Annotated in this window: 24 protein-coding genes; 7 read left to right on the forward strand and 17 right to left on the reverse strand. The window is 64.4% G+C overall.

Annotated features, from left to right (window positions below; genetic code table 11):
* Window positions 1-54: 54 nt before the first annotated feature.
* Both HK401_RS07590 and HK401_RS07595 read left to right on the forward strand, forming a co-directional pair.
* Window positions 55-1,083: a D-isomer specific 2-hydroxyacid dehydrogenase family protein gene (locus tag HK401_RS07590; RefSeq protein WP_258234069.1), complete on the forward strand. Its 1,029-nt coding sequence runs from the start codon at window positions 55-57 to the stop codon at window positions 1,081-1,083.
* Between the two features lie 113 nt (window positions 1,084-1,196).
* A complete protein-coding gene (locus tag HK401_RS07595) occupies window positions 1,197-1,859 on the forward strand; it encodes a GntR family transcriptional regulator (protein WP_181274063.1) in 663 nt (220 codons plus the stop codon).
* A gap of 63 nt (window positions 1,860-1,922) precedes the next feature.
* Here the strand turns inward: HK401_RS07595 and HK401_RS07600 are convergent, their stop codons facing one another.
* The 4 genes from HK401_RS07600 to HK401_RS07615 form a co-directional block, all read right to left on the reverse strand.
* Window positions 1,923-2,675: a sulfite exporter TauE/SafE family protein gene (locus HK401_RS07600; protein WP_181274064.1), complete on the reverse strand. Its 753-nt coding sequence runs from the start codon at window positions 2,673-2,675 to the stop codon at window positions 1,923-1,925.
* A gap of 12 nt (window positions 2,676-2,687) precedes the next feature.
* On the reverse strand, window positions 2,688-3,464 hold the full coding sequence (locus HK401_RS07605) for a ribonuclease activity regulator RraA (protein ID WP_181274065.1): 777 nt from the start codon (window positions 3,462-3,464) through the stop codon (window positions 2,688-2,690).
* A gap of 90 nt (window positions 3,465-3,554) precedes the next feature.
* Window positions 3,555-4,466: a universal stress protein gene (locus tag HK401_RS07610; protein ID WP_181274066.1), complete on the reverse strand. Its 912-nt coding sequence runs from the start codon at window positions 4,464-4,466 to the stop codon at window positions 3,555-3,557.
* Window positions 4,463-5,989 (reverse strand): APC family permease, encoded by a 1,527-nt coding sequence (locus tag HK401_RS07615; RefSeq protein WP_181274067.1) that lies wholly within the window; start codon window positions 5,987-5,989, stop codon window positions 4,463-4,465. The genes HK401_RS07610 and HK401_RS07615 overlap by 4 nt, the downstream gene beginning before the upstream one ends.
* Window positions 5,990-6,311: 322 nt before the next feature.
* Here HK401_RS07615 and HK401_RS07620 point away from each other — a divergent pair, with 322 nt between their 5' ends.
* Together HK401_RS07620 and HK401_RS07625 are read left to right on the forward strand one after the other, a co-directional pair.
* Complete coding sequence (locus HK401_RS07620; RefSeq protein WP_181274068.1) at window positions 6,312-6,731, forward strand: ArsR/SmtB family transcription factor; 420 nt, start codon at window positions 6,312-6,314, stop codon at window positions 6,729-6,731.
* 1 nt (window position 6,732) lies between these two features.
* Window positions 6,733-7,230: an SRPBCC family protein gene (locus HK401_RS07625; RefSeq protein ID WP_181274069.1), complete on the forward strand. Its 498-nt coding sequence runs from the start codon at window positions 6,733-6,735 to the stop codon at window positions 7,228-7,230.
* 158 nt (window positions 7,231-7,388) lie between these two features.
* Here HK401_RS07625 and HK401_RS07630 read toward each other — a convergent pair whose 3' ends face one another.
* From HK401_RS07630 to HK401_RS07660, 7 genes are all read right to left on the reverse strand, one after another.
* Entirely contained in the window at window positions 7,389-7,601 is a 213-nt protein-coding gene (locus HK401_RS07630) for a hypothetical protein (RefSeq protein ID WP_181274070.1), read from the reverse strand.
* Between the two features lie 192 nt (window positions 7,602-7,793).
* Complete coding sequence (locus HK401_RS07635) at window positions 7,794-8,501, reverse strand: GntR family transcriptional regulator (RefSeq protein ID WP_181274071.1); 708 nt, start codon at window positions 8,499-8,501, stop codon at window positions 7,794-7,796.
* A complete protein-coding gene (locus tag HK401_RS07640) occupies window positions 8,494-10,116 on the reverse strand; it encodes a dipeptide ABC transporter ATP-binding protein (protein ID WP_181274072.1) in 1,623 nt (540 codons plus the stop codon). The genes HK401_RS07635 and HK401_RS07640 overlap by 8 nt, the downstream gene beginning before the upstream one ends.
* Window positions 10,117-10,121: 5 nt before the next feature.
* Entirely contained in the window at window positions 10,122-11,927 is a 1,806-nt protein-coding gene (locus tag HK401_RS07645; RefSeq protein ID WP_181274073.1) for a gamma-glutamyltransferase family protein, read from the reverse strand.
* Between the two features lies 1 nt (window position 11,928).
* Window positions 11,929-12,843 (reverse strand): ABC transporter permease, encoded by a 915-nt coding sequence (locus HK401_RS07650; RefSeq protein WP_181274074.1) that lies wholly within the window; start codon window positions 12,841-12,843, stop codon window positions 11,929-11,931.
* Complete coding sequence (locus HK401_RS07655) at window positions 12,840-13,796, reverse strand: ABC transporter permease (protein ID WP_181274075.1); 957 nt, start codon at window positions 13,794-13,796, stop codon at window positions 12,840-12,842. Before HK401_RS07655 ends, HK401_RS07650 begins: the two co-directional genes overlap by 4 nt.
* Window positions 13,793-15,394: an ABC transporter substrate-binding protein gene (locus HK401_RS07660; RefSeq protein WP_181274076.1), complete on the reverse strand. Its 1,602-nt coding sequence runs from the start codon at window positions 15,392-15,394 to the stop codon at window positions 13,793-13,795. Before HK401_RS07660 ends, HK401_RS07655 begins: the two co-directional genes overlap by 4 nt.
* A 124-nt stretch (window positions 15,395-15,518) precedes the next feature.
* Here HK401_RS07660 and HK401_RS07665 point away from each other — a divergent pair, with 124 nt between their 5' ends.
* On the forward strand, window positions 15,519-16,217 hold the full coding sequence (locus HK401_RS07665; protein WP_181274077.1) for a YoaK family protein: 699 nt from the start codon (window positions 15,519-15,521) through the stop codon (window positions 16,215-16,217).
* A 144-nt stretch (window positions 16,218-16,361) separates the two neighbouring features.
* Here the strand turns inward: HK401_RS07665 and HK401_RS07670 are convergent, their stop codons facing one another.
* A complete protein-coding gene (locus HK401_RS07670) occupies window positions 16,362-17,654 on the reverse strand; it encodes an MFS transporter (RefSeq protein ID WP_181274078.1) in 1,293 nt (430 codons plus the stop codon).
* A gap of 46 nt (window positions 17,655-17,700) precedes the next feature.
* Window positions 17,701-19,155 (reverse strand): M20/M25/M40 family metallo-hydrolase, encoded by a 1,455-nt coding sequence (locus HK401_RS07675; RefSeq protein ID WP_181274079.1) that lies wholly within the window; start codon window positions 19,153-19,155, stop codon window positions 17,701-17,703.
* Between the two features lie 138 nt (window positions 19,156-19,293).
* Between HK401_RS07675 and HK401_RS07680 the strand changes: the two genes are divergently transcribed.
* Window positions 19,294-20,199 carry a LysR family transcriptional regulator gene (locus HK401_RS07680; protein ID WP_181274080.1) on the forward strand — a complete coding sequence of 302 codons (906 nt, stop codon included), beginning with the start codon at window positions 19,294-19,296 and terminating at the stop codon, window positions 20,197-20,199.
* Window positions 20,200-20,332: 133 nt separating this feature from the next.
* Window positions 20,333-21,292, forward strand: a complete 960-nt coding sequence (locus tag HK401_RS07685; protein ID WP_181274081.1) for a PCC domain-containing protein — start codon at window positions 20,333-20,335, stop codon at window positions 21,290-21,292.
* Window positions 21,293-21,390: 98 nt separating this feature from the next.
* Here HK401_RS07685 and HK401_RS07690 read toward each other — a convergent pair whose 3' ends face one another.
* The 4 genes from HK401_RS07690 to HK401_RS07705 form a co-directional block, all read right to left on the reverse strand.
* Entirely contained in the window at window positions 21,391-22,158 is a 768-nt protein-coding gene (locus tag HK401_RS07690) for an SDR family NAD(P)-dependent oxidoreductase (protein WP_181274082.1), read from the reverse strand.
* A gap of 80 nt (window positions 22,159-22,238) precedes the next feature.
* Entirely contained in the window at window positions 22,239-23,723 is a 1,485-nt protein-coding gene (locus tag HK401_RS07695) for a TRAP transporter large permease (RefSeq protein ID WP_181274083.1), read from the reverse strand.
* Window positions 23,720-24,298, reverse strand: coding sequence for a TRAP transporter small permease (locus HK401_RS07700; RefSeq protein WP_181274084.1), 579 nt, complete (start codon window positions 24,296-24,298; stop codon window positions 23,720-23,722). The genes HK401_RS07695 and HK401_RS07700 overlap by 4 nt, the downstream gene beginning before the upstream one ends.
* 1 nt (window position 24,299) lies before the next feature.
* Window positions 24,300-25,340 (reverse strand): DctP family TRAP transporter solute-binding subunit, encoded by a 1,041-nt coding sequence (locus HK401_RS07705; protein WP_258234070.1) that lies wholly within the window; start codon window positions 25,338-25,340, stop codon window positions 24,300-24,302.
* Window positions 25,341-25,401: the final 61 nt, after the last annotated feature.

Below are 25,401 nucleotides of genomic sequence, written 5' to 3' on the forward strand. Positions count from 1 at the left end.
TTCGTGAGGCTGCGTCTCTTTGGATGCTGACATCGTTGTCCTTCTCATTCGACGTTGAAGAGGCTCATCCGAGCTGTGTGCGTGGTCACAATTAGAATATGGTATATCATATTGCATGTCCATACCTCCACTGAAACGAGATGTTCCATGACCGTCAATGTCGCCGTGCTGCCCGAGACCACACCACTCATCGATGAAGCCATCCGCTCGGCCGGAGCCACCCAGGTCGCCCTGTCCGATGCCCGAGCACTGATCTGGACCGGGTCGAACCAGAGCGGGTTCCCCGACCAACTGCCCGAGACCCTCGAATGGGTGCAGCTCAAATCGGCCGGAGTACAGCCGTGGATCACCTCCGGCACGGTCGACTTATCCCGCCGCTGGACCTCTGCCGTGGGGGCCTATTCCGAGGACGTTGCTGAGCACGCTCTCGCCCTCCTACTCGGCTCACTACGCCAGCTCACGGTGCACGCCAGGGCAAAGACATGGCTAAAGAGCGAAACCTGGAACACTGTCCGCTCTCTGCGGGGACGGACAGTCGCAATCATCGGGGCAGGCTCGATCGGCAGGGCAGTCATTCCGGCACTGTCGACCTTGGGTGCAAGTGTCATTGCTGTCAACCGTTCGGGACGACCAGTGGAAGGGGCGAGCAGAACAGTAGCAGCCGATGGCCTTGAATCTGCCCTGCTCGATGCGGACGACGCCATCCTGGCGGGCTCTTCCACAGAGGATACTCATCGGCTCATCGGAGCCGAACAACTCAGGGCTCTGGGCTCTCATTCCGACGGACGCACTCCCGGAGTTCTCATCAATGTTGCCCGCGGTGACCTCCTCGATACAGATGCCCTTATTGAGGCACTTCGATCGGGCACGATCGCAGGGGCTGGGCTCGACGTCTTCGACCCAGAGCCACTTGAGGATGGCAATCCGCTGTGGGACCTCGACACCGTGCTCCTTACCCCGCACATTGCCAACCCGAAGCACAGTATGGAACAGAGCTTCGCACGCCTTGTGGCCGAGAATCTGCGTCGTTTCACCGCAGATGAAGAGCTTCAAGCGCTGATCGACCTCGATCGCGGATACTGACCGCTCGCCTGCGGCTGGCGCTCTACTTGTAGTCACGCGATATCCTGGAGCCCTCAACGATCACCCGACATAGTCGTCACCCACGTTCACACACCCGAGTCATTGGAGGAGATGTGACCACCGCCCTCACTCCGCTGCCCGATGTCAAAAACAGGTCAGAAACGATCGCCCAGACAATCAGACAGCACATAATCTCCGGACACTTCCAACCGGAAGACACTCTGGTTGATCGGCGCATCGCCGAGGAACTCGGTGTGTCCAAGACCCCCGTCCGAGAGGCTCTGCTGCTGCTGCAACACACTGGCCTTGTGACGACCACACCGACACGCCGGATGAAGGTTGCTTCACTGACTCGGGATGATGTGTTCCATATCTTTCAGCAACGAGCATTGCTCGAGCCCTGGGCGGTCCTTCACTCCGAAATCACTTCCGAGGCAATCGTTGCAGCACGGGCGGCGTTGACGAACGCGACACAGGCTCGCACCAACGAGGACGGTGCTGGCGCGGCACTGGCGAACCGGGACTTCCATCATGCGTTGTACTCTCAATGCACGAACCCGTATATCGTCACCTCACTGGACGGACTCCAGGATCTGACGGCACTAGCCACCGCGTCGGTCATCTGGAACGACGACGACCGAGCCGAGACCGATCATGTGGGGCATGAGGTGATCCTCGATTCCGTAGCCGCCGGGCAGCTGGAAGAGGCCGCCAAAATGCTCGAAAAGCATATCTTCGCCTGGATAGGCCCACCGCTGAAACCGCGCAGCGCCTGAGTTGCGGGGGAGCAAGTCGCTGTGGCCGACTCCAAGCGATCACCAGACCGCCGCAAGTTACTGCTACTTCAGAAGTCCGATCCACTCGACGCCGAGCTGAACCAGAACGAACAGGCAGCAGGCAAGGATCGAGAGCGTGACGATCAGACTAATGTGCTCACTGCGCAGATGACGGTCGAGAGATCGACTCATCACCAGGCCGAGCAGGGCGGGAACGAGAAGCAGACCTGCGGTCATGAGAATCGAATTGTCCAGCCTCCCGGCAAGGAGGATTCCCAACAACGAGATGACAGCCCCGATCAAAGTCGTGGCGTTGATAGTGCCGCGCATGGTACTTGGCTTGGAGCCGCGGAAGGCCAGTGCGAGGAGTGGACCGCCCACTCCGCAGGAGGTCGCCATGAAACCGGAAAGCGATCCTATGCCGAGGCGTCGCGAACCCGAGACCTTCCTGAATACAGGGGCGCCCCTCGAAGTCAGCATGAGCACGGCCACCACGGCAAGAATGCCCGCGGCGAGAATTCGTACTCCGAATTCAGGCAACACTGCCAGGAACGCGGTCGCGGCGAGCGTCCCCGGAAGGCGACCAGCTGTCAACCATAGAAACGACGAAGTGTCGACATGATGACGCTCTCGCATCAGCGATAGAGCGATGATGGGAAGCGATATCAGCAGAGGAACGGCAGGCACAAGCTCAGAATGCAGAATTAGCATGACGGGGATGCTCACCACTCCGATGCCGAAGCCCAGCACCCCCTGGAGCACCGCACCAACGAATACGGCGGCAGCCAGAAGGACCAATTCCAGGAACGGATCCAACCGTCGTATCCCTTAGTGTTGCTCCTCCCGGTTGCCGAGTCGCTCGTACTCCTCCCGCAACTGAGGCCCAGCTGGGTAGGTGTCGCGCAAAGGACTTCCCTGTTCGACCTTGCTAAGTATGAACTGTTCGAGTTTCTCCTGGTCGAAGGCGTCAGCGGCGACTTCGGCGGCGAGATGGCGAGGCAGGCAGACCACGCCGTCTGTGTCACCAACGAGGACATCACCCGGATAGACTGGGACCTCACCACACCCGATAGGCGTCTGGGTCTCGAGGACATGGTGGATGAGCAGATTCGTTACAGGGGACTTCCCTGCTACGAAAATCGGCAGATCCAGCTCCCGGAAGTCACCGGAGTCTCGGATGGCCCCATCGGTGACAATGCCTTCGGCTCCGCGCACTTTGAGCCTAGTAGCGAGGATGTGCCCGAGCGCGGCCGCTTCGGTACGACCTCGGGCATCGATAATGAGCACCTCTCCGGCATCTACGCTTTCCACGCCACGGCGCTGAGGATGGTCGTAGTCGTCATAGACGGATAGATCGTCGAGGTCCTCCCTGGAGGGGATGCACCGCATCGTGAAGGCAGTACCGACCATTCGCTCACCGGATGACACGTACTCGGAGACACCATCAAGGTAGACGTTGCGGTACCCGCGTTTGAACATCTGCGTAGTCAGCGTCGCTGTGCTGACGCTCTTAAGCTTTGCCTTCACTTCGGCGGACAACGGACACTTGCCGTGTTCACCTTGAGCCGTGGGATCGTGCGCCTCAGCACGATTCACTGTTGTCATGATTGCTCCTTCGCCAAACTAGCTTTGGAATATCATATTCCAAACTCTAGAAACTTGCACACCGCGGATGCAGCAACCCCTCATTGAAGCTCACACAAAGTTCATATAGCTCTCCTTCGCCCGGCGGGGCACGACGACGACCGGGACCGGTGAGTGCTGGAGGATGCGCATCGCATGGCTGCCCAGCGACACCCGTTTGAGTGCGCCGAGTCCCGACGACCCGAGCATCATCACCTCCGGGTGCTCCCACTCGACGGCGGTGAGCGCCGAGGCCCAGTTCGCTCCGGTGCCTACGACGACATCGGTCTCGCCCGGCTTGATGTGCAGCTGCTCGATCGAGCACAGGATCTTGTCGGTGTCTCGCCGGACGACGTTCGTCCACTCGTCGATGACGCTCGACTCCATGTCGAAGGGGACGTTCGCGGACGCGACCACCCGCGAGCGCGGGGCAAACGATGCGATGCGGAACGGCACATCCGACTGCGCCGAGACCATGGCCGCGCCGAGGATGAGGTCCGCCGAGGTGGACGACCCCGAATACGCGGCCGTGATCCGCTTCAGCCGCGCCGCCTCGGGTGCGGTGAAACCGGCTGGGGCCAGCGCCACGGGCAGGCGTGCACTGTGGAGAAGTCCGTTCGAGACCGACCCGAGGCCGATCCGACCCTGACCGCCATCGGCGGCCGGACCGACGACGAGACGATAGGCCTCAGCCTTCTCGCACATCTCGAGCAGCCCGCGGCGCGATGAACGGGATTCGTGCAGCACGATCTCGGACTCGAGGTCTGCGGGAATGAGCTCACGCGCTTCATCGAGGGCCGCCTCGGCGATCTTCCGGAATCTCTTCGCGTACTGGCCCTCGAAGTGCACGGGGGCCATCGGGAAGGCGGAGGAGTCGACGGCGGTCGCGACGATCCGGCGCTCGTAGGTGCGGGCGAGGACGATGCCGAGCTCGATGGCGGCTCGGTTGTCCTGACCTGGTGCGATGCCGACGACGATGCTCATTTCTCTCCTCCTGTGGAGTCGGAATCGGTGGGGCCGGAATCGGTGGAGTCGGAACCGGGCGGCTGAGCAGAATCACTGCTCCCAACCCCGGGAGCACGCCCGACCCCACTGGGCCCCGCCTCGGCGAGCTGCTTGCCGAGGACGGAAGACTTGCGGCCGAAGACGAAGTAGAGGCCGAGGATGAAGGCGGTCCAGATGACGAAGACGACGATGGTGATCAGCTGCAGGCTCGAGATGATCCAGAAGCAGCCGATGATCGACAGGACCGGCAGGATGGGATAGAACGGGACCTTGAAGCCGCGCTCGAGGTTCGGTTCGCGCACGCGGAGGATGATCACGGCCAAGGACACAACGACGAAGGCGACGAGGGTGCCGATCGAGGTCATCTCGGCGAGGAAGTTCAGTGGGATGAACCCGGCGAGGATCGCGACGACGAGGCTCACGGCGATCGTGCCCTTGACCGGGGTGAGTGTGCGCGGATTGACCTCGCGGAAGAGCTTGGGCATCATTCCGTCGCCGGCCATCGTGAACAGGATGCGCGATTGGCCGTAGATGGAGACCAGGGTGACGGAGAAGATCGAGATCACGGCGCCGGCGGCGACGATCGTGCCGGGCCACTGGGAGCCGACGATGGACTCGAGGATGGCGGACAGGCCGGCCGTCTGGCCTTCGAACTTCTCCCACGGCTGGGCCGACAGGGCGGCGACGGCGACGAGGACGTAGACGGAGGTGACGATGATGAGGGCGGCGATGAGGGCTCTGGGCATCGTCTTCTTCGGGTTTTTCGTCTCATCGCCGGCGGTGGCCACGGCGTCCATGCCGACGTAGCTGAAGAAGATCAGACCGGAGCCGGCGACGACGCCGGAGATGCCGAAGGGTGCGAAATCGGCGAAGTTGTTCGAGTCCCAGCCGGTCACGCCGACGCAGATGAAGAAGATGAGGACGCCGATCTTCAGGCACACCATGATCGCGTTGACGACGATGGATTCGCCGGTGCCGCGCACCAGCAGGAAGCAGCACATCGCGAGGAGGAGGATCGCCGGCAGGTTGACGATGCCGCCCTCCTCGGGAGCGTAGGCCAGGGCGTGCGGGATCTGGAAGCCGAAGAGGTTGAACAGCAGCTGGTTGACGTACTGAGACCAGCCGACGGCGACCGCGGCACCGGCGACCCCGTATTCGAGGAGGAGGCAGGCGGCCACACCCATCGCCGGCAGCTCGCCGAGCGTGGCATAGGCGTAGGAGTACGAGGAGCCGGAGACGGGGACGGACCCGGCGAGCTCGGCATAGCAGATGACCGCGAGGCCGGCGACGACGCCGGCGATGACGAACGACCAGATCACGGCCGGCCCCGCCACGGGCACGGACTCGGAGAGGATGAAGAAGATGCCGGTGCCGATCGTCGACCCGACGCCGACCATCGTCAGCGAGAAGACGCCGATCGTGCGCTTGAGGTCGGTCTCGACGTCTTCCTTCTGCCTTGGGACCGGTTTGGTCCGAAACAGCTGCTGTCGCAGGGTGGGCATCATCGTCTCCAGACTTCTTCGTCCCATTCACCAGCCGACGACGACGCTCGCGCATCGGTTCGATGCACCTGCGGCTCGCCGCTATTGAGACCATACGACAAACTTCACGCTCGGAATCGTTCTCCGCGGGAATTCATCGGTTCGAAATCGGTCGTCATCCGCCGAGGTTGAGACGTGCTTGAGAGCATCACCTCAGGTGAGGACGCGGATAGTCCGCAACGGAAATTTTATTCACCATAATGGTTGAATAAGACTTCGACGTCGGCGTATCGTTGCGATCAACCAATTGGTTGAATATGAGTTTCGATGTGCAGGAGGCTTCATGGCCGATCAGCTGTCCAAGGTCTTCGCGGCGCTGGCCGATCCGACCAGACGTGACATGGTGGCCCGGCTCAGTCTCGCCGATGCGACGGTGAACGAGCTCGCCGAACCCTACCAGGTGAGCCTGCAGGCCGTGTCGAAACATCTCAAGGTGTTAGAGGACTCCGGACTGGTCTCCCGCACCCGCGACGCCCAACGCAGACCGGTCCACCTCGAAGACAATGTGTTCGATCTGATGACGAAATGGATCGAAAGGTACCGCCAGCAGGCAGAGGAACGCTACCAACGCCTCGATTCCGTCCTCGCACAGATGGACGCGGACGAGGTAACGGACGATTCGGACCCGGGCGCCGCCTCGGTGCGGGGACCCGAAGACGATTCACCCCAGTTAACCCATGGAAGATCACGCAAGGGAGCATGACATGACCACCACCGATACCGCAGCCGACTATTCGACGCTCAAGCTCGACGTCCCCGAGGGGGTGCAGACCGTCTCGATCACCCGCGACTTCGCGGCCACCCCCGATCAGGTATTCCGGGCCCACACCGACCCGGAACTCTTCGTCAAGTGGTGCGGGCCGGACACGATCACGAACACGATCCGCGAGTGGGACGCGACCACCGGCGGGAACTGGAGCTATGTCTCGACCGACGGCAACGGCGAGTACGGCTTCTTCGGTTCTTTCCACGAGGTGCGGGAAAACGAGCGCATCGTCCAGACCTTCACCTTCGAGGGCTTCCCGGACGCGGTCAACCTCGAAATCCTCACGCTCACCGACCTCGGCGACGGACGGACTCGCCTGACCTCGACCTCGATCTTCGATTCGGTCGAATCCCGCGACGGCATGGTCGCCTCGGGCATGGAGCACGGCATCGTCGAGGGCTACAACAAACTCGACCACCTCCTCGCCACCTCCTAGTTACTACCTGACGGCGGCCCAGCAACCTCGCGCGAAGTTGCTGGGCCGCCGTCAGGTGGTTCTGGAGGTGCTTCGGCTTGGCGGCGGAGTGAAGTTTGCGGACCCGAGCGGGCCTCCGTCGATCGTCGAGGCGAGCAACAATCTCTGACCGGCCGGAACTATGATTCGACGCGCTCGCGCACCACACCGTTCCTGGCGATGCAGAGGCACAGTTCGTTGATGCCGATGAGACAGACACCGGACCCTAGTAAGACCGCACCGGGAACAGTCATCGAAATGATCAGCAGCACGACTCCCACGGCAAAAAGCGGATAGCTCAAACCTGTGAGCAGAATGGACCGATGGGCAGGCTCCTGCACCGTGATGATCACCGACCTGAAATCGTGGATTGAACAATTATCTCCATCACCCTTCGACCGCTCGTATGCGATCAACGCCTAGGTGAGACCACTCAACAGTAGCCGGACAACCAATCGGCGTCTCTCCCCTAAAAGGATGAAATTCCTCGCCCAGAACTACCTGACGGCTGCCCAGCACCCTCGCGCGAGGTTGCTGGGCAGCCGTCAGGTAGTTCTGGGGGGTTCGGCGGACATCATGGCGAAGTAGGAGTCGCGGCTGCGGCGCACGTGCCGGGCCATCACCTCGGCGGCCTTCGCCTCCTGGCCGGCGTCGATGGCCGCCATGATTTCGCGGTGTTCGGGCCAGGCCTGGGGTCCGCGACGAGTGACGTTGAGCGAGTACAGCCACTCGATCTTGCCGGAGATCTGCCGCAGCAGGCTGATGAAGGACACGCTGCCGCTGAGTTCGGCGACGGCGAAGTGGAAACGCATGTTGAGGACTGCGAGGTCCTCGAACCGCTCCTGCCCGATGACGATGTCCCCAGCATCGAGGATATCGCTGATCTCCTTGCGCAGTTCCCGCCATTTCAGGTCAGGTGTGTCGCTGGCGTTGAGCTCGGACGCACGCTTGGCCGCGCGCTTCGCGGTCGCCGATTCGAGCACGATGCGGATCTCGAAGAGATCTTCGGCATCCTCGACCGGCGAGGGCGCGACGACCGAGCCGCTGTACTTCCGCGATTCGACCAGCCCTTCGGCCTCGAGGGATCGCAGAGCCTCGCGGATCGGAATCCGCGAGACTGCGTACTGTTCGGCCAGTGCGACCTCCCGCAGCTTGGTGCCGGGAGCATGGACACCGGTGATGATGTCGGCGCGGATCCGCGCACCGACGTCCCCGCTGCTCGACGGGGCTGAAGGCGGGGCAGGCTCAGACATTGAGGAGACCGGAACCGGGCACGGCCGTCAAGAGCTTCTGGGTGTAGTCGGCTGTCGGGTGGTCGATGACCTCCCTGGTCGCGCCGGCCTCGACGATCTCTCCGCTCTTCATCACTACAACATCGTCGGCCAAGTTCGCCACGACTGCAAGATCGTGGGTGATGAACAGGCAGCTCACACCCAGATCAGTCTGCAGGTTCCGCAGCAGGTCGAGGATCTGCTCCTGCACGAGAACATCGAGCGCAGAGACGGCTTCGTCGCAGATGAGGAGCTCAGGCTCACTGATGAGCGCCCGAGCGATCGCGATCCTCTGTCGCTGCCCACCGGAGAGATCAGCGGGGCGGCGGTCGCTCATCGACGTGGGCATCGCCACGTGGTCGAGCACCTCGGCGACCTTCTTCGTCCGTTCTGCGCGGGTGCCGATCTTGAAGACGTCGAGCGGCTCGCGGACGATCCTCTCGATGCTCCACATCGGATTGAGCGACGAGAAGGGGTCCTGGAACACGGGCTGGCTGAAGCGCCGCAGGATGCTGCGCTCCGACCTCGATGTCGCATCGACATTGCGTCCACCCGCGAGGACCGTGCCGCTGGTCGCCTTCTCCAGTCCGAGGACGATCTTCGCGATCGTTGACTTGCCCGAGCCGGATTCGCCGATGATTGCGGTCGTCTTCCCCCGCTCGGCGGTGAGGCTGACTCCCTTGAGGGCGTGGACCTCCCGCCCCCGCCCACGCAGTCTGTACACCTTGTGGAGGTCATCGATCTCGAGCACATTCGCCGAGGCGGCCGCACCGTCGGACTCGCCGACACCGTCAGGCTCCCGGACTCCGTCGCGATCGACGACGATGCTCGGCGCAGCCTTGACCAGCGCCTGCGTGTACTCGTCCTGCGGATCGCCGAGCACCTGTTCGGGTGCACCGCGCTCGACGACGCGTCCTTCGTTCATTACGAGGACTGTGTCGGTCCGTTCTCCCGCCACCCCGAGGTCGTGTGTGACGAACAGCAGAGACGTTCCGCGTTCGGTCACGAGTTCCTGGAGATGGTCGAGGATCTGCTTCTGCACCGTGACGTCAAGCGCTGACGTCGGCTCGTCGGCGATGATGAGGTCCGGATCCCCGGAGAGGGCGATGGCGATGAGCACGCGCTGTCGCATCCCGCCGGAGAACTCGTGTGGATAGGACCGCCGCCGCGTCTCCGCGTCGGGGATGCCTGCTTCGGTCATCAGCCGCACCACGGTTCGAGTCACTTCACGGGAATCCGACATTCCATAGGTGCGCAGAGCGTCGGCGATCTGATCGCCCACCCGCATGCTCGGGTTGAGGCTCGCCATCGGATCCTGCGGCACCAGCGCGATCGACCGGCCGCGCAGGGTCTGCAGGCGGGCACGGTCGGCATCGACGAGTTCTTCTCCGCGATAGCGCACCGACCCCGCGCTGACCATGCCGGACCCCGGCAGCAGACCGAGGATCGCGCCGATGGTCGTCGACTTTCCCGAGCCCGACTGCCCGACGAGGGCCAGCCTCTCCCCCGGTGCAAGCGTGAAGTTCACATCGTGGAGGACAGGAGCCCCATAGGAGACTTCGAGGCCGGAGACCTCGAGCACGAATTCCTCGCTCATCGCTCTCACCTTCCTGCCGCGTACCCTTGGGACCCGCGGGGGTTCGCGCCCGCCGTCAGACGCCCGGTGTCGGGATCTCTGGTGACACAGGAGAGTCGACCGAGGTCCCAGGATCCGGCGCGGGTCACCGCATGCCCACGGGCGATGAGCCCATCAATGACATCGTCGCCGAGGCGGTCCTCGACGACCGCTCCACCGGGCACCCAGGTGCGCGGCCAGAACGATCCGGCCAGGGCCGTCGTGTGCAGCGCGGGGGCATCGATGGCCTGCTGAGCGGTGTAACCGCCGACGAGGAGACGGAGGATGAGCAGGAGCTGCCACTGCTCCTGCTGGTCTCCGCCGGGCGAGCCGAGGGCGATGACGGGGCGCCCGTCCTTCGAGATCAGCGTCGGTGTCAGCGTCGTCCGCGGGCGCTTGCCAGGGGTCAACGCCGACGGTGAGGTCTCATCGAGCCACATCATCTGCAGCCGAGTGCCGAGGCAGAATCCGAGCTCCGGGACGGTCGGCGATGACTGCAGCCATCCGCCGGACGGGGTGGCCGAAATCATGTTGCCCCACCGGTCGACGACGTCGATATGGCAGGTGTCGCCGTTGTTCGTGCCGTTCTTCTGCACGGTCGGTTCGCCGATCCCTGCTTTGATGAGCTCGTCTTTGTCCGCCCCTTCTGGCACGAGTGGCGGCTGGAAGGCGGGCTCGGCCCCGTCGCGACCGGCGCCTGGACGGAAGTCGTGCGAGGCGTCGTCGGTGATGAGTTCGCGACGGCTTGCGGCATAGTCGTCGCTGAGCAGCCAATCAAGGTCGACGTCTCCGTCACCGTAGTAGGTGTCGCGGTCGGCCATGGCGAGTTTGAGTGCTTCGAGGATCGTGTGTGCGCCGATCTCGCTCGAGGGATCGAGCCGTTCGTCGTCGAATCCCTCGAGGATCTTCAGTGTCTGCAGCAGCGCGGGCCCCTGACCCCAGGCGCCGATCTTCGCGATCTGGTATCCGCGGAAGTCGATGGTCACCGGGTCGTCGAAATAGGCGTCGAAGCCCGCGATATCGTCAGCAGTGATGACTCCGGCGTGATCGTTCCCGGTCGCATGCCGGTGCGGGGTGGTGACGAAGCGAGCGATCGCCTCGGCGACGAATCCGGACTTCCACTCCTGCCGCGCGGCCTGGATGCGGGCCTCGCGGGTTTCGGCACCGTCTCCGGCGGCGATGAGCCGGCGCAGCACCTCGGCATAGGGACGGTTGAACACGAGGTCCCCGGCGCTCGGGATCTTCCCTCCCGGCATCCATTTCTCCGCCGAACTCGGCCAGTGGTCGGTGAAGAATTCGCGGACGCGCTCGATCGTCCCGACCACACGTGCGAGCACCGGGTGGCCGTTCTCGGCGTAGTCGATCGCGAAGTCGAGCACGTCGGCGAGTTCCCACGTGCCGTGATGTTCGAGCAGGTTGAGCCAGGAGTCGACCGCGCCGGGAACGGCGGCGGCGAGCGCCCCGGAACCGGGGACCATGTCGAGTCCTTCACCACGGTAGTGCTCGATCGTCGCTGCCGCGGGCGCAGGGCCCTGCCCCATCATCACCTGCGGGTGCGCCGGGTCATCGGCGGTCGCGAAGATGCCTGTCATGTCACCGCCCGGGCCGTTGAGGTGGGGTTCGACGACGTGGAGCAGGAACGCACCAGCGACCGCCGCATCGAAGGCGTTGCCGCCGCGCTCGAGGACCGCTTGGGAGGCCGCGGTGGCCAACCAGTGCGTCGAGGCGGCCATCCCGAAGTGCCCTTCGAGCGTGGGTCGGGTGGTGAAGACGGCGGGTGGGGTGTATGACACGTCAGTGTCCTTTCTTGGAGTTCGGATCGAGGGCGTCGCGCAGAGCGTCGCCGAAGAGGTTGAAGGCCAGGCAGATGAAGAGGATGGCCAGGCCGGGGAACAGTGCTGTCGAGGGTGCACGGAAGATGTACTGCTGGGCGTCGGAGAGCATGATCCCGAGACTCGGCGAGGGCGGCTGAATGCCGAGTCCGAGGAAGGAGAGCATCGATTCTCCGATCACTGCGGTCGGCAGGATCACCGTGGCCTGGACGATGACCGCCGAGGCGGCGTTGGGCAGGATGTGCATGCCCAGGATACGAGCCTTCGAGGCGTCGGTGGCGATCGCGGCCTTGACGAAGTCCGCAGACTTCAGCCGCATCGTCTCACCTCTCACCACCCGGATCATCGTGGGCACCTGCGAGATGCCCAAGGCGATCGCGGCATTGGAAAGGCTGGGCCCGGAGATCGCTGCCAGACCGACGGCGATGATGAGGAACGGGAACGCCAGAGTCACGTCGGTCAGCCGCGAGATGACAGAGTCGAGTCCCCGGAAATAGCCGGCCAGCAGGCCAAGAGGTGTGCCGACAACGACGGCGAGCGCCACGGCCAGCAGTCCCACCTGCAGGGAGGCGCGGACGCCGAAGGCGAGCCGCGAGAGAATGTCGCGGCCCAGGTCATCGGTGCCGAAGACATAGCCGATCGTGCCGGGAACCTGGAACGGTACTTCGAAGTTCGTCTGGGCGAAGCCGTAGGGGGCGATGAGCGGAGCGAAGATTCCGATGACGAGGACGATGACGACCATGACCGAGCCGATGATCCCCATCGGGGTCGACAGGATCGAGCGCAGCAGCCACAGTGCGCGATTGCTCGAGGCGTGGAACTCGGGGGCGAGTCCTTGGGTGTTCTTGTCCGTGTTGGTGACGATGGGTGTGCTCATGAGGCATCCTCGCTGACGCGGATCTGGGGGTTGATGACCGAGTAGAGGATGTCGACGGCCAGATTGATGAGAATGTAGGAGGCGGTGATGACGAGGACGACGGCTTGGATGACCGGATAGTCACGGGAGAAGACCGCGTCGAGCGTGAGTTTTCCGATGCCCGGCAGGGCGAAGATCCGCTCAGTGACGACCGCTCCGGAGATCAGCCCGCCCAGCTGCAGGCCGACGATGGTGACGAGGACGATGAGCGAATTACGCAGTCCGTAGCGGAAGAGCACTCGTGGGCGCGAGAGCCCTTTGGCCCTGGCCATCCGCACGTAGTCGGTCCCCATGGTCTCGATCATCGAGGCTCTCGTCTGACGGGTGATGACTGCGGCGAGGCTGGTGCCGAGGATCACCGCCGGCAGGGTGAGGTAGTAGATGCCGCGGATCGGATCGGAGAGGACATCGACATACCCTGAGGCGGGGAACCAGCCCAGGCTCACCGCCAGGGCAAGGATCGCCAGGAGTCCGAGCCAGAAGTTCGGCACCGAGAGTCCCAGCAGGGCGATGAAGTTGCTGCCGATCTCCGGCCATTTCCCTCGATAACGTTCGGCGAGCATGCCCAACGCGATACCGACGACCACGGCGACGACGATGGCGTAGAGAGCCAACCACAGAGTCACCGGCAACGTGGTCGCGATCATCGACGTGACCGGCAGCCCCGTGCGAGTGGAATCACCGAGGTCGCCGGTGACGATCGATCCGAGGAACTTGAGGAACTGGACGAGGAGAGGCTGGTCGAGGCCCAGGTCCGCGCGGATCGCATCAAGCCGTTCTGGAGTCGCCTCCTCGCCGGCCATAGCCAGAGCTGGGTCGCCGGGAAGGAGACGCACACCGAAGAAGATGACGATCCCCGAGAGAACGAATGTGATGACCGCGTGAAGGATCTTGGTGAGCACGAACCGGGTCATTGCTGCCCTCCGTTCTTGAGGAAGCCGGCTCCCGAGAGATGCACGACTCCGTCGGAGTAGACGTCGATGCCGGCGACATTCTCGGTATAGGCGGTGAGGTTCTTCTGTCGATAGAGGTAGATGATCGAGTTGATCTCTGCGATCCGCCGAGAAGCCTTGCCGTAGAGTTCGGCGCGGTCGCTTTCGTCGGTGGCTTCACTGGCCCGCGTGAGCATGTCGCTGAGTTCGTCATCATCGACCCCGGTGACGTTGTTCGCTGCGCCCGGGTAGTGGAAGGTGTAGAGATTGCCGTGCGGGTCGACGCGGCCGGACCATCCGAGCTGGAGCAGTTCGTAATCGCCGCGGTCCTGGGCATCAAGGAGGGCGGTGTACTCCATCGGCTGGACCTTGATGTCGAAGCCGGCTTCCTTGGTAGCCGCCTGCACCGCCTGGGCGAATCGAAGAGTGTCTTGGGTGTTCGAGACCTTCATGTTGACCTTCAGCGGCAGCTCGACCCCAGCATCCTCGAGGAGCTTTTTCGCTCCTTCGGGATCGTAGTCGACGCAGTCGTTGCTCGCATCCGTTGCGAAGGGGCTGTCGGGGGCGATACCGGAACAAGCCGGTGAGAACCATCCGTTGAAGACGGTGTTGACCAGGGCCTTGCGATCAATGGCCATCGACAATGCTCGACGTACCTTAGGGTCCTGCCCCAACGGTGTCTTGAAGTTTTCGGGGTTGTCTCCGAAGCCCATGTTGACCGTGAGCCCTTGGTAGCCGAGCGAATTCGACTGCAGGAGGCCGATGCCGGTCTCCTCGTCGAGGGCATCGACGTCCTGCGGGGAGATCGTGTCGGCGACCTGGACGTCGCCGGATCGGATATTAGCGGCGCGGATGTTCGCGTCCGTCATGATCTGGTAGGTGATCGAGTCGAGATGGACCTTGTCGGCATCATAGTAGTTGGGGTCTCGGACCACCTTGATCGATGTCTGGGCGATGCGCTTCTCAAATTTGAACGGCCCGACGCAGACAGGATTGTCCCCGAAGTCATCGCCCTCGTCTTTCAGAGCTTTCGGCGACATGATCATTCCGGCCCGGTCGGCGAGCGCCGCGGTGAAGGGGGCGAAGGGCTTCTCAAAGGTGACTTCGAGAGTGTGGTCATCGAGTGCGGTGACGTCGTCGATGGGCCCGAGTTCGGCTGCGCGAGAGGACTCTTCGAGATTGAGGCCGCGTTCGATGGTCGTCTTGACCGCCTCGGCGTCGAAGTCGGATCCGTCGGCGAACTTCACTCCGCCTTTCAGCGGAATTCTCACAGTCTTGCCGTCCTTGGAGATCGCCGGAAGCTTGGTCGCGAGCATCGGAGTGATCTCACCGTTCTCGTCGATGTCGTAGAGCTTCTGACACATCGTCTGCATGACGTACCGGGTGTAGAGCGACGAGGAGGTCGTCGGGTCGAGGCGATCCGGTTCAGAAGAGAGGGCCATGACGAGGTCACCTCCCTCTCTGAAATCTCCCGACTCCGCGCCCACCGACTTCACGTCGGTGCGGTCGGGCGGATCGTCCAAGGGTTGGACCGGAACGCATCCGGCCAGCAGAACAGCAGAGGCAAGCGCTGCAACCATCCGTATTTTCACACGCACTCCCATGAGGGCAACAGATCGATGAGGAATATTTGCATACAATCTATACGCTGTTTAGAGTTTTGTATACAAGTATTGTGAAATTTCTGAACGTTGGGATATCTCCATGACCCGCCGACTCGACTTGGCCATGCTGTTGCTGCTGACCTTCTCGACCGGGATGGTCGACGCGATCGGCTACCTCGGGTTCGACAAGGTGTTCACCGGGAACATGACCGGCAACGTCGTCATCCTCGGCATGGGTCTGACCGGCGCCGAAGGCATCCCCGTCCTCCGCCCCGCCCTCGCGCTCGTCTTCTTCATGGTCGGCGCCGCCCTGTCGGGCCGGATCCTCGGCGACATCGGCGAGGCCTGGCATCACCGGACGACCGTGATCTTCGGCAGCGTCGCCGCAGGCTGCGCGGCGCTGTCCCTCTACGTCGCGCTCGTGCCCGATCCCGAGATCGGAGTGGCCGGCACGATCTTCACCTCCGCGCTTTCGACCCTCATGGGCGCGCAGGCGGCGGCGGCCAGAAAGATGAAGATCGCCGACGTCACCACGGTGGTCGTGACCTCGACGATCGTCGGCCTCGCCTCGGATTCCCGTTTGGCCGGCGGCGACAGCGTCCGCTGGGTCCGCCGTCTGCTCGCCGTCGTCCTCATCCTCGTCGGTGCGCTGGCGGGAGCCGCGACGCTCATGCTCAATCAGTGGATCGGCATCGCCATCGTCGCCGTCATGATCGCGGTCGCGGCGGCCATCGGCCACCTCGGTGAGAAGAAGCGCACCCGCGCCGAGGCGGCCGAAGCCCTTCCGTCGAACGCCTGAGAAGTCCGCCCCTCCGACCCTTTTCCTCGAGACAACGCCGGAGAGCCGAGACCACTGTGCACACACAGTGGTCTCGGCTCTCGACCGTGGTCTCGACGCGGCAGAAGCCGAGCAGAGCGCGGCCCGGCAGATGCCGCGTCAGCCTCACCGCACCCCGAGTCTCTTCCACACGACGAGGATCGCCGCCACACTCAGCGCACCGGCCAGCAGCACCCAGTACGCCGGTGCCTTCGCATCACCGGTGACGCCGATGAGCCACGCGGCCACCAGCGGGGTCAGCCCGCCGAACACGGCGACTCCGACGTTGTAGCCCAGGGACAGCCCGGTCCCGCGCACCTCGGTGGGGAAGATGTCGCCCATGACGCTGGCCAGGGGCCCGTAGTAGGCGGCCTTGAGCAGCGAGAAGATGACGACCACGACGATGAGCACCGACAGCGCAGAGGCTGCGACGACCCAGGTGAAGAGCACCCAGGTGAGCACCATGACGGCGAGCGCCGCGGGAAGCATGAAGGTCAGCCGTCCGACCCTGTCGCAGAGGTATCCGGCGATCGGGGTGAACAGGAGCAGCACGAGTCCGGAGACGAGCGTCGCCCAGAATCCGGCGGAGCTCGTCATGCCCAGGTTGTCGACGGCATAGGTCGGGACATAGGTGATGAAGTAATTGAGGCAGGTCGACACGGCGATCGCGCCGATCGCCAGCAGCACTGCCAGTTTGTGGTGGCGCAGCACCCCGCCGATCGCCGCGGACTCCTTCGGCTTCTCCGCTTGAGCGGCGGCGAACTCCGGGGACTCAGGAACATGCCGGCGGATGTAGAGACCGACCGGGCCGACGAGGAGTCCGACGATGAACGGCAGGCGGAAGCCCCAGGTCTCGAGCTGCTCCTGCGTCAGCCCCGTCGTCACGGCCACCCCGATGACCGAGGCGAGGATCGTCGACATCGCCTGGGAGGTGAACTGCCAGCTCGCGGCGAATCCTCGGCGATCGGGCAGATGCTCGACCATGAGCGAGGTCGCCGAACCGAACTCCCCGCCCGCGGCGAAGCCCTGGATGAGCCTGGCCAGCAGGATGAGCAGCGGTGCGGCCAGCCCGATGACGTGCGCCGGAGGCATGAGCACGATCATCAGGGTGCCTGCGAACATCAGCCAGATCGTCAGCGTCAGCGCAGGTTTGCGCCCGCGCCGGTCGGCGAAACTGCCGAGCACGATCGCTCCGACCGGACGGATGAAGAACGACAGCGCGAACGTGCCCAACGCCAACATCACCGACACCGCGTGACTCTCCGAGGGGAAGAAGGCGACGGAGATGTAGACGGAGAAGTACGCGTAGACGGAGATGTCGTACCACTCGAGGGCGTTGCCGATCGAGGCGGCGGTGATGACCTTCCACGATTTCACCCGGGTCTGCGGTGTTCGGGTCGGCGATGGCTGTGTGGTCATGGCTGGGCTCCTTTGCCTGCTGTAATGGTGGTGCTCCCGGTGCCGGTCATTTCGAAGTGAACCAGTCGCCCGGGTGGGCTCGCATGTCCCAGAACATCCCGGTCATGATCTCGGCCCCCTGAGCGAGGATCGAGGTCAGCGCGTGTTCGTCGGGAGCGTGCTGATTGCAGCCGGGGTACGAGTGCGGGACCCACACTGTCGGCAGGCCGAGCACCTCGGCGAAGACGTCGTTGGGAATGGTCCCGCCGAGGTTCGGCTCGATCGCGGCTTCACCGCCGGTGGTCTCGGCGATGGAGGCCGCGGCCGCCGCGACGACAGGGGCGCTCGGGTCGAGGCGGGTGGCGGGCATGCAGTGCTCGAGTTCGACGTCGACTCCGCGGATCCCGCGCTCCCGCAGGAAGGACCGCACCCGTTCCTCGAAATCGTCGACGTCAGTGCCGACGACGAAGCGCAGCTGCAGGGTCGCCGAGGCGGTTCCCGGGATCGCGTTGACGACCTGTCCCGGATCGCCGGCGTCGAGGGCGAGGACCTCGAGGACGTTGAAGGCGAAGACCCTCTCCGCCGGGCTCAGCCCTGGCTCACCCCAGTCCGGGTCGACCTCCGGAGCTCCCTCTTCGTCGACATCGGGCAGCTTCGCGATGGCCTCGAGCACCGAGGCGGGAGGATCGTCCGGTCGCAGTGCGGGGATGCGGATGACGCCGTTGCCGTCGACGAGTTCGGTGATCGCAGCGGCGATGACGGTGGCGGGGTTGCGCAGCTTGCCGCCCCAGTTGCCGGAATGGTGGTTGCCCTCGCGTTCGTGGGCGACGAGCCTGAAGTTCAGCGCCCCGCGTGAGCCGAGGAAGAGCGTCGGGACGTCGGCGGCGATCCTCGGGCCGTCCGAGGCGAGGAAGAGATCGGCGGCCAGCTCGTCGCGGTGGGCGGCGGCGAAGGTGCGCAGTCCCTTCGATCCTGCCTCCTCGGCGGTCTCCATGAGGATCTTCACATTGAACCCGAGCACCGCCTCGGCGGGGTTGCCGTCGGCGGCGAGCACCGTGCGCAGCGCCAGCGAGTTCACGGTGTGCTGGCCCTTGTTGTCCGCGCTTCCCCGCCCATACAGCCGGTCCCCGTCTTGGGTGAGAATCCACGGGTCGAGTCCGGCGGACCACTGGGAGTCGTGGGCGAACTGCACGTCGCCGTGGCCGTAGAGGAGGACGGTCGGCAGGTCCGGGTTCTCGATGCGGGAGGCGATGAGCAGGGGATGCTCATCGGATTCCGGATTGTCGAAGATCCTCGAGTCGAACCCGAGAGACTCGAGTTCGGGCACGATCTCCTCGCCGAGGTAGGCGTGCGCGGCCGCCCCGTTTCCGGCGGCCTGGCTCTCGGTCCGCCGTGCGACCCTGGCCGCGAGCGTTACGAAGAAGGCCGAGCTGCGGGCGAATGCTCCTGCGGAATCGGTGAGGGCGCGTCGTCTGGCGGTGCTGTCTGCCGCTTCGTCGCGGCCGGTGTGAACGTCGGTCATGGGTTCCAGCATCGTTGAGGTGGGTCACTGTGACAGCCGATTCGTGTCCGTACCCGGGTGCGGATCCCGCACCGAGGCGGTGCATTTCCTGCACCACCGGCGTAGCCTGTGGTCACGTCCACCCAGGAGGACCGCACCGTGACCGATCTCCGCAGTCTGACCACGCTGCTCGCCGTCGTCGAATACGGCTCCATCCACCTGGCCGCCCGGGCTCTGTTCGTCTCCCATTCGACGGCGAGCCGCCAGATCCGGGCGCTCGAGGAGCATTTCGGCACGTCGCTGTTCGAGCGGTCGAGCTCCGGGGTCGTTCCGACTGCGCAATGCCTGGCGGTGGCCGATTTCGCTCGGCGCACAATCGCGGAGTCGGAGCTGCTCGCCGACTCCTTCGGCGAGTATTCGGGTGCCGTCGAGACCGTTTCGATCGTCACGAGCACCGGGCTGGGTCAGACCGTGGTCGCCGATGCCATCAACGAGGTCATGCGGACCACCGATCGGGTGCAGGTCACGATCATCGACCGCGGGTCGATCGAAGCGCTGCAGGTCCTGCGCAACCGCCAGGCCGATCTGTGTGTGAATTTCTCCGTCACCGGTCACGACTTCGCGTCGGTGCACGGGGTAAGGAAGGTCGATCAGGTCGAGGCGCAGAACTTCGCCGTCCTCGATGCGAACCATGCCCTCGCCAGCCGGTCGAGTCTGCACATCCGCGACATGGTCGACTATCCCGTCGGCGCCCTGCCTGCCGGCAACACCGCGCGGATGCGCATCGAACAGGCCGTCCGCGCACAGGGTCAGGTCTTCTCCCCCACACTCGAGGCCACCTGCCCGGTGCTCATGCTCCGCGCCCTGGCCGGGACCTCGATGATCGCGATGATGGCGGGTCGGTCGATTCCCTCCACCCTCGCCGAGGCGGGGTGCACCGCCGTTCCCGTCGAGGATCCCGACATCGAGGCTCGCTACATCCAGATCCTCGAGGCCGATCCGCGGAGGGACTCAGACGGCCTCGATCTCATGATCGATGCTCTCCGGAAGCACCTGCGCGGGTGACCGGCGTACGGCGATCCGACGAGTGGTCACCGCCTCTTGCCGCCCGAGGCAGCTGCGGCGTCGACTGCAGCCTCATGTTCCACATCATGGGTCCGAGAAGGCACGAGCACAGACCGCCGACGATAATCGGACCATGAGCAATGGTGCCGACTCTCCCCGACTGATACCGCCGACCTACCCTCTCAAGGCCCCGGGGGCTGACGTCATCCACGCAGGCCCGCGCCAGGATCCGCGCATCTTGTCCGTCCCGACCCGCTGCAACGAGCATGTGATCGAGCTGTCCGAGGGCACCGATCTGTTCGCCGCGCTCGGGCAGTCACTGACCGACTTCGCGGTCGAAGGTCTCGTCGCCGAGTTCGTCTCCGGCGAGTTCGGGCGCATCGACTACGTCCACCCCGCCTACGGGCCGGATGCCGACCACCCGATGTCCTTCACCGAGACGTTCACTCTCGACGGACCCGTCCGCCTGCGCCGGGCTTCGGCGACCGTCGGCTTCCGCGACGATGCTCCGTTCTGCCACATCCACGCCTCATGGACCGAATCCGACGGCACGATCCGCGGCGGTCACCTGCTGCCGGGCGCCCTGTCGGGACCCGAGGGCCTGACGATCCGCCTGTTCGCCGTCCCCGACGTCCGGCTGGTCAGCGAGGTCGATCCCGAGACCGGCTTCTCCGCCTTCGCACCGCATCCGCTCGAGGCGACGTCGACCTCCACCGAGGCGGAATCATCCGCGACCGCCATTCCCTCACCCCCGGCAGCGGCCGATGCCGTCGTCTCCCGTATTCGTCCCGGTGAGATCCTCGACGAGGCGGTCCTCACGGTCTGCCGAAACGCTGGCTTCGAATCCGCCGAGGTGGTCGCGAGCCTCGGCAGCACGACCGGTGCCGTGTTCGACGACACCACCGCCCCGTGGCCGGCCGTCGAGTTCACCCACCTGTCGGGTACTGTCACCGGTGCCCAGTCTCTGAACCCTCGGGTCACCCTCGCCGGCGAAGTCGTCGACATCGCCGGTGAGGTACACCATGGCGCACTCGCCCCCGCGGCGAACCCGGTCGCCGTGACCTTCGAACTCTTCATCCGCCGCACGATCTGAGACGCCCCCGCTGACCAGTGGCAACAGCCGTGACCAGTGCAGACAGACGCCCCGGCGCAGTCGGCACCGGGGCGTCTCCGCAGAGGCTCAGGCCTCGCTCACGACATCACGGCGCCGCCGTCGACCCGGAGGATCTGTCCCGTCGTGAACGCGGCGCCGTCACCGGCGAGGTAGGCGACCGCCTCGGCGATCTCTTCCGGCTGACCCATCCGGTCAAGCGCCTGACCTGAGGTGTCGTACGTCTGCCCGATTGTGAGGGCGGACTCGACGGGCCCGGGCGCGACCGAATTGCAGCGGATCCCCTGACGTCCGTACTCCTTGGCCACCCACTTCGTCAGCGCGATGATCCCGCCCTTGCTCGCCGCATACGCGGGCCCTGACCGGGCTCCGGCCTCACCGTCGGAGACCGCTCCGCCGTTGATGCCCGAGATCGACGAGATGTTGATGATCGATCCTGCCCCTGCCGAACTCATGTGCGGGTGGACGGCGGCCCTGATGAAGTTGAACGTCCCGCCGAGGTTGGTTTCGATGTCACGCTGCCACTGCTCGGCCGTGATCTCATCGATGCCGATGCGTGCGGCCGTGCCCGCATTGTTGACGAGCACATCGAGTCCCCCGAAGGTCTCGACGAACGACCCCACCGCGGCAGTCACCTCGGCGGCATCGCGGACGTCGAGTGAGAAGGCGGCGAACCGCTGGTCCGGGAACTGTTCGGCCAGGGCCGCAGCGGCATCTTCGGCACCCTTGAGGTCGACGATGCCGACCGAGGCACCACGCCGAGCCAACGCGGTGGCGATCGCCAGACCGATGCCCTGCGCGGCACCGGTGACCAGGGCAGTCTTGTTCGTGAGCAGATAGGGTTCCATGATTCTCCTTCGAATAGTGAGAGTGAAGCGTCGGCCGATCCCACCGGACCCGGCCGGCCGAGCCGGGCACGGTCATCCGCCTACCCGACTCCGAGCAGGTCGGGCAGCCAGTTCGAGATCGCCGGGATGTAGGTGATGAGCAGCAGTGCGATGATCGCGCAGATGAGGAACGGCATGATCCCGCGCACGACCTCCTCGAGCCTGACCTTCCCAATGCCCGCACCCACATAGAGATTGAGCCCGACCGGCGGCGTGAACAGGCCGATCGCGAGGTTGACGGTCATGAACACACCGATCGTCGTCATGTCCACGCCCACGCCGATGAGGATCGGCACGAGGATCGGAATGAACAGGTAAAACGCGCTGATCGCGTCGACGAAGGCGCCGACGATGAGCAGGATGATCGTGATCGCCGCGAGGATGAGGTACTTGTTGTCCGTCACGCCCAGCACAGCCGTCGAAATCCGATCGGCCACGCCTTCGACGGTGATGACGTAGGAGAAGAGGCTCGCCACCCCGACGATGAACATGATGACCGCGGTCGAGACCCCGGACTCGAGGAACACCTTCGGCAGGTCCTTCCAGCTCAGCTCCCGGTAGACGAACACACCGACCACCAGGGCGTACACGGATGCGACGGCTCCCGCCTCGGTGGGGGTGAAGATTCCGCCGTAGATCCCGCCGAGGATGATCACCGGGATGAGCAGACCGGGAATGGCCTTGACCAGCGCGGTCAGGACCTCGCCGAACCCGCCGTCGACGTCGACCGTGGCCGTCGGATCCACAGATCCGACGCCTGATCCGGTGGATCCGGAGCTCGCCGAGGCGGCCTTCCCATTCGTCGTCAGCAGCTGAGTCCTGCCCGCTGCCGCACCATCGCCCGAACCGGGCGTTCCGGACGAAGCGGAGCCTGCGACCGCCTCGGCGCCGGCCTTCGCCTTCACCGGCAGACCCGCGAGCTCACGCACCCGCGGGACGAAGAGGGCCGCGATGAAGAACGCGACGGCCATGATGATGCCGGGAACGATGCCGGCGATGAAGAGCCGGGAGATCGAGATCGACCCGAACTCGGCGGCGACGACGGCGAAGATGATGAACGCGATCGACGGGGGAACGACGATGCCCATCGATCCGGACGCCGCGACCAGGGACACCGCGTGCTTCTTCTGGTACCCGTTGCGCACGAGCGCGGGGATGAGGATCGCACCGATCGCGGCCACGGTCGCCGGCCCCGAACCCGAGATCGCGGAGAAGAAGAACGCGGAGATGATCGTCACCGCTGCCAGCCCATGGCTGAACCGGCCGAAGATGAGGAAGGCGAGATCGACGAGGCGCTGCGAGATGCCCGTGTACTGCATGACGATGCCGGCGAGGACGAAGAACGGGATCGCCAGCAGCGTGCCCGAACTCATCGACGGGAACATCACCGAAGGCACCACATCGAGGACCTGCACACCATCGGTGGTGACCAGGGTGACGACGGCGGACAGCCCGAGGGCGAAGGCGACGGGGATCCCGAGGCCGAGGAAGAGGAAGAAGCTGCCGAAGAGCAGGAGCGCGATCATTTCCGGCCTCCCTGGACATCGGAGGAGACATCGGACCGTACCCCGACCGAGAATTCGGACGCATCAATGGATGGAGCGGCCTCGCTCGCGAGCCGCTCGACGACCGCCTCGGCGGAGGTGTCCTCATTCAGGGAGGTCCGCAGGGCTTGGATGCTGCGCATGATCCCGAGCAGACCGGCCAGCGGGATGGACAGGGTGAACAGCCATTGCGGGATTCCCAGTGATGGGGTCGCACGGCCGCGGATCGCCTGCGCGATCGTCATCTCGCCGCCCCAGATGAGCAGGACGGCGAGGAAGATGACGATGAGCACGGTGCCGGAGATGAGCAGGATCCGACGGACCTGGCCCTTCGCGTTCTCGACGAGATAGGTGAACCCGAGGTGCGCGCCGAGGCGGATGCCGACGACCGCACCCATCATCGTCATGACGACGAGGAAATTGATGGTCAGCTCCTCGGAGAACGCCAGCGAGGCCTTGAAGATGTAGCGGGAGAGGACGTTGACGAAGGTGACGATCACGATCACCGCGAACGAGGCGATGACGACCCAATCCTCGAAGAATCTGATGGCTCTCATCTCACAGTCCTTTCGGGATGAATGCTGAGGACATGTCGGGGCCCCAGACCTTGCGGTACTTCGCGTAGATCGGTTCGAGCTTCGCGCGGAAGGCGTCCTTCTCTTCGTCGCTGAGCTCGTTGACCTCCATGCCGGAGTCCTCGAGTTCGGCGATGAGCTTCTGCTCGCCGTCGCGATTCTTCTTGATCTGGAAGTCGTTCGTCTGTCCGGCCAGACGGCTCACGAGTTCCTGATCCTCCTTCGTCAGCGAGTCGAAGAGATCCTTGTTGATGCCGAGGACGAGAGGGTCGTAGGAGTAGTTCCACAGCGTCAGGTACGGCTGGACCTCTTGGAGGTTCGAGGAGTAGATGACGTCGATCGGGTTCTCCTGCCCGTCGATCGCCCCCTGCTGGAGTGCGGTGAACACCTCGCCGAAGGGCATCGTCGTCGGGTTCGCGCCGAGCCCGCGGTAGAGGTCGGTGTACATGCCGAAGCCGGGGATGCGGAACTTCATGCCCTTCATGTCCTCGGGCGTGTGGATCGGCTTGTGTGTATTCGTCAGCTGTCGCATCCCGGATTCGCCGAAGCCGAGCAGGTGGACACCGCGTTCGGCGAGGTAGTCGGAGTAGACGTCCCCGCCCTTGCCGGCGAGCGCCTTCTGCCCGTCCTCGACGGAGTCGAAGACGAAAGGCGCGGTGACGGCACCGAAGCGCGGGTCGACGCCGGCGTAGATGATGGGCGAGTTGTAGGAGAAGTCCTTCGCCCCGTCCATGAGCTGTTCGACCCCTGCTGTCGCCTCCCCGGCGGAGAGCCGCTCATTGGCGAAGACCTTCATCGTGATCCGACCGTCGGTGGCCTCGTCGAGGTCCTTCGCGAACTTCTCCGCGGCGAGGTACCACGTGCTCGTCGAGCCCGTGGTCACCGTCATCTTCCACCGGTAGCGCTGCTTGCCGTCGTCCGTGGTGCCGAAGTTCGTTCCGCACCCGGCCATCAACAGGGCGCACACCATGAGCACGGCGAACCAGGCGAGCGTCGCCCTCTTCGTCTGCATTGTCGGCACCATTGCCTCCTTATTGTCGTTATTTCGCTGTCGTCACCGTGGTCGGCAGGATCATCTCCGCGCC

The organism is Brevibacterium oceani (assembly GCF_013623835.1).
Taxonomy (GTDB): Bacteria; Actinomycetota; Actinomycetes; order Actinomycetales; family Brevibacteriaceae; genus Brevibacterium; species Brevibacterium oceani.